We start from the raw sequence: 10,508 nt of genomic DNA, 5'->3' as shown, positions 1-10,508 counted from the left end.
TTGGGGTCGCCGCACACCGGCCGGGGCTACAGGTCGACGAGGAGGAAAGGCCGGTCGCCGCCGGGGACGCGGTTGTTGTTGTAGGTCGTCAGGCTGTCGGACCAGCTGGCACCCAGCGTCTGGTCGAAGACGGGCGTGATGGTGCCCTCCGCGTGCAGCGGCACGTGGAACAGGCTGCGCTGGCCGTCGCCGGTCTCGGCGGCGAAGTACAGGCGGTCGTCGTGCACGGTCAGGCTGCTCGGGATCGCGTTGGCCGCGCCGGGGGCAAGGTCCGCGACGAGCTGCGGCGCCGCGCCGGGGGTATCGAGGTCGAGGTGGAAGAGTTCGATGCCGGTGGCGTCGGTCTGCGCGGCGAAGAAGAGGTCGCCGCCGGCCGCGGTGACGTGCCAGATGTTCTTCAGCCCGAGGGCCGTCCCGTCGCCCACCTTGACCGGCTGGGCGCCGTCCTGGGTGGTGTCGAGGCGGTAGAGGTGCTGGATGGGCGAGTCCCAGGCGGCCGACGCCGCGAAATACACCTGGCCGCCGTCGCTGGCGAAGCTGTGCGGGCTGCTGGAGGCGGCCACGCGCCACGTGTTCCCCTGCTTGCCGCCGACGGTCGGGCCCTGGCCGGGCAGCAGGTCGGCGACGACGGCCGGCAGGTCGCCGGTCAGGTTGTTCAGGTCGAAGGCGGCGAGCTCGTTGCCGACCCGATCATCGAGAAACGGCGTCGTGTAGTAGAACGACCCCCCGTACCGGCTGGTGTACAGGGTGTCGCCGACCACCGCGGCGTCCGCGTAGTACATGCCGGACCGCAGCGGGCCGATCTCGACCTCGCCGGCCTCGGGGTGCTCCAGGTCGATGCGGAACAGGTTGCTCTCGTAGTACTTCGCGACGTACAGCGCGCCGTCAGATTCGAAGGCGGTGTAGATCGATCCCTCGGCCACCTTCACCGGGGCCGCCCCGGGGTCGGCGAGGTCGATCCGCCACAGCCCGTCGGACTCCAGGTAGCTCGCTTGCGTGATGTAGAGGGCGTCGCCGCCGGCGTACACGATCTTCTTGCCGCTCAGGTCGGGGGCGTTCGGCAGCGCCGCCGGCACGGCGGCGCCATCGGGCTCGCCGAGCCGGCGCATCTCGTAGCGGGTGGTCCCGTCCGCCAGCCGGACGGGATAGAGCACGTACGGCTCGCGGGTGGGCTCCGGTTCCGGCTCCGGCTCCGGCGCCGCGGCGAACTTGAAGTTGGCCGCGGTCAGCGCGCCGCCGGCGACGTTGGCCAGGCGCATGCCGTCGGCCGGCCCGAACATCAGGCTGGTGCCACCGCCGTCGGACGTGATGGTCAGGTCGGCGATGGACCGCAGGTTGCTCCAGGCGGTGAGGTCGAGCACGTCGCCCCCGGCCCCCGCCTGGAAATCCTGGATGTAGTCCCAGCTGTCGCCCGGCTTGCACACGAAGGTGTCGGTCCCCGCGCCGCCTTCCATGTAGTCCAGCCCGGCCCCCGCCGTGATGGTGTCGTTGCCGGCGCCGCCGATCAGGAAGTCGCGCTCGCCGCTCCCGGTCAGCGTCAGCCCCGCCGGCCCGCCGCCGCCCGCCGGTTCGCCCGCCGCTCCGCCGGGGGATCCGCCGCCGTCACCGGCGTCGCCGGCGAAGAGGAAGCTGGCGGCGGTGAGGGAGCCGGGGCTGACGCCCATCAGGCGCACGCCGTCGGTGGGGCCGAACAGGAGGATGGTGTCGTTGCCGTCGGCCTGGACGGTGAGATCGGCCAGGGAGCGGATGGCGGACCAGCCGCGCAGGTCGAGGCGGTCGCCCTCGGCGGTCCGGAAGTCGCCGACGCAGTCCCAGCCGCACCCCGGGTTGAAGACGAAGGTGTCGGCGCCGCTGCCGCCCTCGATCCAGTCGTCTCCCGCTCCGCTGTCGATGGTGTCGTTGCCGGCGCCCGCGGCGAAGTAGTCGCGTTCCGCGGTGCCGGTCAGCGTGTCCGCCCCGGTACCGCCCGTAATGCTTGCCATCCCACCCTCCAGCACATGCATTTGTGTAAAAGACAGTGCAAACTTCCGTTGAAGGACGCGGCTCGGCAACGTCGCGATGGGATGTGATCCCCTTGGCGCACCGCCACTCCTTCCGCTACCGTATGTTGAGAAGCCTTACGGTGACCGGCCTCGCCGTTCGGGGGTGCGCGGCCCGCCCGGACGCATACGGCCCTTGCGCTGCGCCGCGGCATACCCCACCGTATGTCCCATGCCGGAACTGCCCGAAGTGGAAACCGTCTGCCGCGGCCTTGCCCCCCACCTGGAGGGGCGGGTGCTGACGCGCGTGGTGCAGCGCCGGCCGGACCTGCGCTTCCCGTTCCCGCCGAAGTTCTGCGAGCGGCTGACCGGCCGCCGGGTTTCGGCGGTGCGGCGGCGGGCGAAGTACATCCTGATGCATCTGGACGACGGCACGGTGCTGCTGGCGCACCTGGGCATGTCGGGCCGCATGGTGATCAGCCCCGCCCCGGCGCCGGAGCCGGCCACCCACGACCACGTGATCTTCGAGACCGACGAGGGCACCGTCGTCACCTTCAACGACGCCCGCCGATTCGGCATGATGGACCTGACCGAGGAAGGGGCGCTGGCCGAGCACCCGATGCTGCGCTCGCTGGGGCCGGAGCCGCTCGGCAACGACTTCTCCGGCCCGGTCCTGGCCGAGCGACTGGCCGGCCGCATGAGCCCGATCAAGGCGGCGCTGCTCGACCAGACCGTCGTCGCCGGCCTGGGCAACATCTACGTGGCGGAGGCGCTGTTCCACGCCGGCCTCAGCCCGACCCGCATGGCCGCCACGGTGACCGGCGCCAAGGCCGAGCGACTCGCGCGCTGCATCCGCGACGTGCTGGCGCGCGCCATCGAGGCCGGCGGATCGACCCTGCGCGACCACCGGCAGGCGTCGGGGGAGCTCGGCTACTTCCAGCACCAGTTCTCGGTCTACGACCGCGAAGGGGAGCCCTGCCCGGGCTGCACCTGCAACCTCGCCAAGACCGGGGGGATCCAGCGGATCGTCCAGTCCGGGCGTTCCACTTTCTATTGTTCGCACCGCCAACGCTGATATACCTGACGCCCATGACGGCCCATTCCGCCCTAGCGCGCGCGGCGCTCACCGCCGCCCTCCTCCTCTCCGCCCCAGCCGTGGCTGCGGCGGCGGAGTCCGCCCCCTTCGTCACCGGGATGGGCGACGTGCCGGCGATGCCCGGCCTGACCTCGGCCGAGAGCGACGCCCTGGTCTTCGACAAGCCCGGCGGTCGGATCGTCGAATCGGTGATGCAGGGCGCCGTCGAGCGCAAGGCGGTGCTGGGCTTCTACGCCCAGACGATGCCGCAGCTCGGCTGGAAGCCGGTTGGCAGCAGCCGCTTCGTGCGCGACGGCGAGGAGCTGCGCCTCGAATTCCCCGGCGGCGGGGGCAGGAGCGGCCTCACCACCGTCCGGTTCGTTCTCAAGCCGAAATAATCCACAACCATAAAGAATTCCGGGAGCTAGCAGGACCATGGCCTACGAAACGATTCTCGTCGAAACGCGCGGCCCCGTCGGGCTGATCACCCTGAACCGTCCGAAGGCGCTCAACGCGCTGAACGATCAGCTGGTGACCGAGCTGGGCCAGGCGCTCGACGCGCTGGAGGCCGACGACTCCGTCGGCGCCATCGTGGTGACCGGCTCCGAGAAGGCCTTCGCCGCCGGCGCCGACATCAAGGAGATGGCCGGCTTCGGCTACATGGACGTCTACAACGCCAACTTCATCACCGCGAAGTGGGAGCGCCTGGCCAAGTGCCGCAAGCCCACCATCGCCGCGGTGGCCGGCTTCGCGCTGGGCGGCGGCTGCGAGATGGCGATGATGGCCGACTTCATCCTGGCCGCGGACACCGCCAAGTTCGGCCAGCCGGAGATCACCATCGGCACCATCCCGGGGGCCGGCGGCACGCAGCGCCTGACCCGCTTCGTCGGCAAGTCGAAGGCCATGGAGATGGTCCTCACGGGGCGCATGATCGACGCCGCCGAGGCGGAGCGCAGCGGCCTCGTCAGCCGCGTCGTGCCGGCCGCCGAGCTGGTCGAGGAGGCCGTGAAGGTCGCCACCAAGATCGCCGAGCTGTCGCGCCCGGTGGTCATGATGGCCAAGGACATGGTCAACGCCGCCTACGAGACCACGCTGACCGAGGGCGTGAAGCTGGAGCGCCGCGTGTTCCACTCCACCTTCGCCACCGAGGACCAGAAGGAAGGCATGGCGGCTTTCGCCGAGAAGCGGAAGCCGGCGTGGAAGAACCGCTGAGTCAAGCCTGAGTCACGGCGGTTGCCGGCCTGTGGAAAAACCCCGGGCCGGCGCCTTGACTCAGGGTCTTCGTTATCATATAAGGCCCCCTCGCATTTGGGTCCGGGGTCTCGAAACAAGGTTCGTTATGGCCAACCACAAGTCCGCTGAAAAGCGCATCCGTCAAACCGCGCGCCGCACCGAAATCAACGGTGCCCGCGTCAGCCGCATCCGCACCTTCGTCAAGAAGGTCGAGAGCGCCATCGAGTCCGGCGACAAGACCGCCGCGGCCGAGGCCCTGAAGGCTGCCCAGCCCGAGATGATGCGCGGCACCACCAAGGGCGTGCTGCACGCCAACACGGTCGCCCGCAAGATCTCCCGCCTCTCGGCCCGTATCAAGGCCCTCTGAGGTCCAAGATCCCAAAAAGCCGCGCCCGGAATGGGGCGCGGCTTTTTGCATGGGCTTAAGTGTTCGCGTCTTGCGAATATTCGATTCAAAGCTTGATAAAGTCTAGTTACCAGCTCCGCGCACGATCTGTGCTTTTTGATCGTTAACCTTATGTCCCAGTTGCAGGGGATACGGTGGCGGAGGTAGACTTTAAGGGCAAGGCGGGTCGGACGATGTTATCGAATACAGATAATATTGTACCAATCCGTGGTTGCAGAGTCTGAAAAACCGTAGGTTACGCATGTAATACGGGATGGGACTCACACCAAAGTCGGTTCTTTACTTAAAAATCGGGCAGGCCTGGGCGGAAGCGATTTCGCCGTAGGGGTTAGCCATGCCTGTCGTTTTGGGGGCACCCGTCTGCGGGAGTCTTCCGGAGAGGCGCAGGCGGGGTCGCGAAGACCCACGTTCGGGATGACGACGCTCGCCCGCACCCGCGGGTGCGGGTCGATTTGTGCGTGACCGGTGTATCGGCGCGCGCCGGTCGAGAGGGTGCGGTGGCGTTTTCCCGTCTGGTGGATGTCGCCCCGGGGCCTATGTGCCTGGGGTTTGGGGCAGGAGCGGGAGTTGGCAAGCATGTCGGTCGGCGCGTCTTTGGATCAGCAGTGGGTTCGCATCCGTGGCCGACTCAAGGACGAGGTGGGTGAGATCGCGTACCGCAGCTGGCTGCAGCCGCTGACCGTCGCCGGCCTCAAGGAGGGCGAGGTGCGCATCCTCGTGCCCACCCGCTTCATGCGCGACTGGGTGAACACCCATTACGCCGACCGCATCCGCGCCCTGTGGTCGGGCGAGAACCCGGCCGTGCAGTCCATCGACGTGGTGGTCGCCTCCTCCGCCGTGCCCGCCGCGCTGACCGCCGACAACGACGAACAGCCGGTTGCGGCGGCTCCCGCGCCCGCGCCGGTGGCCGCCGCCCCGTCCTCGCCGCTGCGCCCGCGGCCCGAGCGGGTACCGGCCGAGCCGGTCTCCGACTCGATGGGCGACTCCGGGGCCGACGAGCTGGTGGTCAACGACGACGGCGTCTCGGCTCTGCTCGACCCGCGCTTCACCTTCGAGAACTTCGTCCCCGGCAAGCCGAACGAGCTGGCCTACGCCGCCGCCCGGCGCGTCGCCGAATCGAGCACGGTGCCGTTCAACCCGCTGTTCCTCTACGGCGGCGTGGGCCTGGGCAAGACTCACCTGATGCACGCCATCGCCTGGGCGATCCGCAAGAAGGACCCCGGCCGCAAGGTGATCTACCTGTCGGCCGAGAAGTTCATGTACCAGTTCATCCGCGCGTTGCGCTTCAAGGACACCATGGCCTTCAAGCAGCAGTTCCGCTCGGTGGACGTGCTGATGATCGACGACGTGCAGTTCATCAGCGGCAAGGACTCCACCCAGGAGGAGTTCTTCCACACCTTCAACGCGCTGGTGGACCAGAACCGGCAGGTCATCGTCTCGGCCGACAAGAGCCCGTCCGACCTGGAGGGCATGGAGGAGCGGCTGCGCTCGCGCCTCGGCTGGGGTCTGGTGGCGGACATCCACCCGACCACCTACGAGCTGCGCCTGAGCATCCTCGAATCGAAGGCCGACGCGCTGGGCGCCGACATCCCGCTGAAGGTGCGCGAGTTCCTGGCGCACAAGATCACCTCCAACGTCCGCGAGCTGGAGGGGGCGCTGAACCGCATCGTGGCGCATTCCGAGCTGGTCGGCCGCGCCATCACGCTGGAGACGACGCAGGAGGTGCTGCACGACCTGCTGCGCGCCAACGACCGCCGCGTCACCATCGACGAGATCCAGAAGCGGGTGGCGGAGCACTTCAACATCCGCGTCGCCGACATGCACTCGGCCCGCCGCGCCCGCGCGGTGGCCCGCCCGCGCCAGGTGGCGATGTACCTGGCCAAGCAGCTGACCGCCCGCTCGCTGCCGGAGATCGGCCGCAAGTTCGGCGGCCGCGACCACACCACGGTGATGCACGCGGTGAAGAAGGTGGAGGAGCTGCGCGCCACCGACTCGGCCTTCGCCGAGGACGTCGAGCTGCTGCGGCGCATGCTGGAGAACTGAGGGCGGGGGATTGCCCCCTCCCAGGCGAGCAGCTTGTCGGAATCCGTAAAGCCCTCTCCCTTGAGGGGAGAGGGGTTGGGGGAGAGGGTGGCGCCGGCGAATGCCGGCCAAGTTTCATTCCACGCTGCCGCGCGTAATGACCCCTCATCCCAACCCTTCTCCCTCAAGAGGAGAAGGGCTTAAAGGGAAGCGCGGGACGAACTAAACGCCGCTAAACGTCACTCGTCGTCGTCCGCGTCGGCGTCCTGCTCGATCTGCGAGGCGAGATCGCGCAGCATGTCGACCACGTCCTCGTGGCTGGTCTCGTCGACCGCGGCGTTGACGGCCGCCTCGATCATCGCCACGGCCACATAGGGGCCGAGCGGACCACCCTCCTTGATCGCCGCCTCGAGGTGCTTCTCGGCGACGCTCAGCGCCTTGTCGAACAGGGCTTCGGCGGTCTGGTTGCTGTCGTTGCTCATGGGTCGGTCCGTTGGGTGTGGTGGACACCCTCCCTATAACACCGCCAAACCGGGGTTGGCGCGCGAATTCTCAGGGGATCCCCCGCATGGCCGAGATCCGGTCTTGTGTGCGCCCATCCGTCCCGCCACATTGGCCGCATGACCGCCAGCCCCATCCTCACCGAGCCCGCCGCCTACCGTTTCTGGATCGAGGAGCGCGTGCGCTTCGCCGACCTCGACGCGCTGGGCCACGTCAACAACAACGCCATCGGCGTCTATTTCGAGAGCGGCCGCGTCGCCCTGATGGAGTCCTGCGGCGGCTTCCGCTCCGACACGCCGTGGAGCGTCGTGCTCGCCCGCAGCGTCATCGAGTACAAGGCGGAGCTGCTGTACCCCGCCACCGCCCGCGTCGGCGTGCGCGTGCTGCGCCTGGGCAACAGCTCGGTGACGCTGGGCTCGGCGATCTTCAACGGCGACGCGGTCGTCGCCACGCAGGAGGGCGTGTGCGTCATCGTCGATGCGGCCGCCCATCGCCCGATGCCGCTGCCCCCGCCGCTGCGCGCCGCGCTGTCCGAGCACCTGGGGCCGGCATGATCCTCACCCGCCGCCGCCTGCTCGCCGGCACCGCCGCGCTGGGCGCCTGCGCCGCGCTGCCGCGGACGGCGCGCGCCGCGGACGGCGCGGTGACGCTGGCCGCCGCCCCGGCGCGGCGGGCGCTGGTCGGCAAGGGCTATCCGGAGACCGACGTCTGGGCCTATGGCGGCACGGTGCCGGGGCCGGCGCTGCGCTTCCGCCAGGGCGACGCCGCGCGCATCGCCTTCACCAACGACCTGCCGGAGCCGACCACCATCCATTGGCACGGGCTGCGCGTGCCCAACGCCATGGACGGCGTGCCGCACCTGTCGCAGACCGTGGTGCCGCCCGGCGGCGCCTTCCACTACGAATTCGCCCTCAAGGACGCCGGCACCTTCTGGTACCACCCGCACGCGAACAGCGCGCAGCAACTGGCGCGCGGCCTGTCCGGCGCCTTCGTGGTCGAGGAGCGCGAGCCGCCGCGCGTCGACCGCGACCTGCTGTGGGTGCTCGGCGACTGGCGGCTGGACAAGCAGGCCCGGCTCACCGACGACTTCGGCCACCCGATGGACGGCAGCCATGCCGGACGCCTCGGCAACACGCCGACGCTGAACGGCGCCATCGTCGAGGAGGTCGCCGTGCGCGCCGGCGAGCGGCTGCGGCTGCGCCTCGTCAACACCGCCAACGCGCGGGTGTTCGGCCTGGACTTCCAGGGCCACGCGCCGCAGGTGATCGCGCTGGACGGCCAGCCGGTCGAGCCGCACCCGGTGGCGGGCAGGCTGGTGCTGGCGCCCGGCCAGCGCGCCGACCTGATCGTCGACATGGCCGGCAAGCCCGGCGAGCGGTTCGACGTGGTGGACTCCTTCTACCCGCGCCAGACCTACCGCCTGACCCGGCTGGCGTACGGCGCGGAGGCGCCGCTGCGCGACTCGCCCCTGGACGCGCCGGTCCGCCTGACCCCCAACCCGCTGCCGGCGCCCGACCTCGCCGCCGCGGTGCGCCAGGACGTGGTGATCGAGGGCGGCGCCATGGGCCGGCTGCCCAACGGCATGCGGATGACGCCGGAGGGGCCGTTCTGGGCCCTGAACGGCGAGGCGCCCATGGGCCACGACCTGAAGCCGCTCATCACCGTCAAACGCGGCCAAACGGTGGCCATGCAGTTCGTCAACGACACCGCGTGGTGGCACCCCATGCACCTGCACGGCTTCCCGTTCCAGGTGCTGAAGCGCAACGGCGCGCCCGTCGCCCGCGCCGAATGGCGCGACACCGAGCTGCTGCCCCCGCAGGGCACCGCCGAGATCGCCTTCGTCGCCGAGGAGGCCGGCGACTGGATGCTCCACTGCCACGTGCTGGAGCACCAGGAGGCCGGCATGATGGCCGTGCTGAGGGTGTCGTGAAGCCCCGCCGCCCCAAGCCTCCAAGGACACCGCAGTCCGCCCCGCGCACCGTCGAGCTCACCATCGCCGAGGTCGGCGCGCGCGGCGACGGCCTCGCCCTGGACGGCGGCACGCGCGTCTTCGTGCCGCTGACCGTGCCCGGCGACCGCGTGCGCGTCCGCCTCGGCGAGGCGAAGGGCGACGGCGTGCGCGGCGAGCTGCTGGAGGTGCTGCAGCCCGGCCCCGGCCGCGGCGACCCGGCTTGCGGGCACTTCGGCACCTGCGGCGGCTGCACGCTGCAGCACATGGCCGACGACGCCTACGCCGCCTGGAAGGTCGGGCTGGTGCGCGGCGCGCTGGCCCGGGTGAAGCTGGACGACGTGCCCTTCGCGCCGCTGGCCCGCACCGCGCCCGCCGCCCGCCGCCGGGCGCGCCTGGCCGCGTTGAAGAAGGGCAGGAAGGTCTGGCTCGGCTTCAACGAGCGACTCAGCCACCGGCTGGTCGACCTCGCCGCCTGTCCGGTGCTGGTGCCGCGGCTGGAGGCGTTGCTCGCCCCGCTGCGCGCCGTGCTGGCCGAGGTGCTGCCGGACGGGCAGGGCTGCGACGCCGTGCTCGCCGACCTGGAGGGCGGGGTGGACCTGCTGCTGGTCGGGCCGAAGGCGATCGACCTCGCCGCGCGCGAGCGTCTGGTGGCGTTCGCCGAGTCGGCCGGGGTGGCGCGCCTGTCCTGGCAGCCGGACGACCGCGGCACGGTGGAGCCGGTGGCGCACCGCGCGCCGGTGGTCGCCCGCTTCGCCGGCGTGGCCGTGGTGCCGCCGCCCGGCGCCTTCCTCCAGGCCAGCGCCGCCGGGGAGGCCGCGCTCGTCGCCGCGGTCCTGGACAACGTCGGCCCGGCCGGCAAGATCGCCGACCTGTTCGCCGGGCTCGGCACCTTCTCGATCCCGCTGGCGCAGGCGGCGGCGGTGCACGCGGTGGAGGGCGACGCCGCGGCGGTGGCGGCGGTGGGCCGCGCCGTGCAGGGCCTGCGCCTGACCACCGAGCGCCGCAACCTGTTCGAGAACCCGCTGACGGCCAAGGAGCTGGCGCGCTTCGACGCCGTCGTCTTCGATCCGCCGCGCGCCGGCGCGGCCGAGCAGGCGAAGACGCTGGCCGACTCCAAGGTGCCGCTGGTGGTCGCGGTGTCCTGCAACCCCGCCAGCTTCGCCCGCGACGCGCGGACCCTGGCCGATGGCGGGTACGCGTTTAAGCGCGTTTACCCGGTGGACCAGTTCCTCTGGTCGGCGCACGTGGAGGTGGTCGGGGTGTTCGCGCGGCCCTGACCGGAAGAGTGCGCCGCCCCCTCCGAAGCGCGCCGCCGGGCGTCGTCGGCGACGGTTTACGCTG

At 70.7% G+C, this 10,508-nt stretch carries 10 protein-coding genes; 8 read left to right on the top strand and 2 right to left on the bottom strand.

Annotated features, from left to right (window positions below; genetic code table 11):
* Window positions 1-26: 26 nt before the first annotated feature.
* Window positions 27-1,982 (bottom strand): hypothetical protein, encoded by a 1,956-nt coding sequence (locus tag ACRWK7_RS27635; RefSeq protein WP_431859817.1) that lies wholly within the window; start codon window positions 1,980-1,982, stop codon window positions 27-29.
* A gap of 229 nt (window positions 1,983-2,211) precedes the next feature.
* Between ACRWK7_RS27635 and mutM the strand changes: the two genes are divergently transcribed.
* The 5 genes from mutM to dnaA all read left to right on the top strand — a co-directional run bounded on the left by mutM (window position 2,212) and on the right by dnaA (window position 6,736).
* Window positions 2,212-3,054 carry a bifunctional DNA-formamidopyrimidine glycosylase/DNA-(apurinic or apyrimidinic site) lyase gene (mutM, locus tag ACRWK7_RS27630; protein ID WP_431859815.1) on the top strand — a complete coding sequence of 281 codons (843 nt, stop codon included), beginning with the start codon at window positions 2,212-2,214 and terminating at the stop codon, window positions 3,052-3,054.
* A gap of 14 nt (window positions 3,055-3,068) precedes the next feature.
* On the top strand, window positions 3,069-3,452 hold the full coding sequence (locus ACRWK7_RS27625) for a hypothetical protein (protein ID WP_431859814.1): 384 nt from the start codon (window positions 3,069-3,071) through the stop codon (window positions 3,450-3,452).
* A gap of 37 nt (window positions 3,453-3,489) precedes the next feature.
* A complete protein-coding gene (locus tag ACRWK7_RS27620) occupies window positions 3,490-4,266 on the top strand; it encodes an enoyl-CoA hydratase (protein ID WP_431859812.1) in 777 nt (258 codons plus the stop codon).
* 127 nt (window positions 4,267-4,393) lie between these two features.
* On the top strand, window positions 4,394-4,654 hold the full coding sequence (rpsT, locus tag ACRWK7_RS27615) for a 30S ribosomal protein S20 (protein ID WP_431859810.1): 261 nt from the start codon (window positions 4,394-4,396) through the stop codon (window positions 4,652-4,654).
* Window positions 4,655-5,269: 615 nt separating this feature from the next.
* Complete coding sequence (dnaA, locus tag ACRWK7_RS27610) at window positions 5,270-6,736, top strand: chromosomal replication initiator protein DnaA (RefSeq protein ID WP_431859808.1); 1,467 nt, start codon at window positions 5,270-5,272, stop codon at window positions 6,734-6,736.
* Between the two features lie 218 nt (window positions 6,737-6,954).
* Here the strand turns inward: dnaA and ACRWK7_RS27605 are convergent, their stop codons facing one another.
* Entirely contained in the window at window positions 6,955-7,197 is a 243-nt protein-coding gene (locus tag ACRWK7_RS27605; RefSeq protein ID WP_109119753.1) for a hypothetical protein, read from the bottom strand.
* Between the two features lie 138 nt (window positions 7,198-7,335).
* Here ACRWK7_RS27605 and ACRWK7_RS27600 point away from each other — a divergent pair, with 138 nt between their 5' ends.
* The 3 genes from ACRWK7_RS27600 to ACRWK7_RS27590 are packed head-to-tail and all read left to right on the top strand — an operon-like array spanning window position 7,336 to window position 10,444.
* Window positions 7,336-7,770, top strand: a complete 435-nt coding sequence (locus tag ACRWK7_RS27600; protein WP_431859805.1) for an acyl-CoA thioesterase — start codon at window positions 7,336-7,338, stop codon at window positions 7,768-7,770.
* A complete protein-coding gene (locus tag ACRWK7_RS27595; protein ID WP_431859802.1) occupies window positions 7,767-9,146 on the top strand; it encodes a multicopper oxidase family protein in 1,380 nt (459 codons plus the stop codon). Before ACRWK7_RS27600 ends, ACRWK7_RS27595 begins: the two co-directional genes overlap by 4 nt.
* A complete protein-coding gene (locus ACRWK7_RS27590) occupies window positions 9,143-10,444 on the top strand; it encodes a class I SAM-dependent RNA methyltransferase (RefSeq protein WP_431859800.1) in 1,302 nt (433 codons plus the stop codon). The genes ACRWK7_RS27595 and ACRWK7_RS27590 overlap by 4 nt, the downstream gene beginning before the upstream one ends.
* Window positions 10,445-10,508 lie beyond the last annotated feature (64 nt).

This window comes from Azospirillum sp. (genome assembly GCF_050789165.1).
The sequence above is the reverse complement of the archived record's forward strand: the minus strand, read 5'-3'. Positions and strand labels throughout refer to the sequence as shown.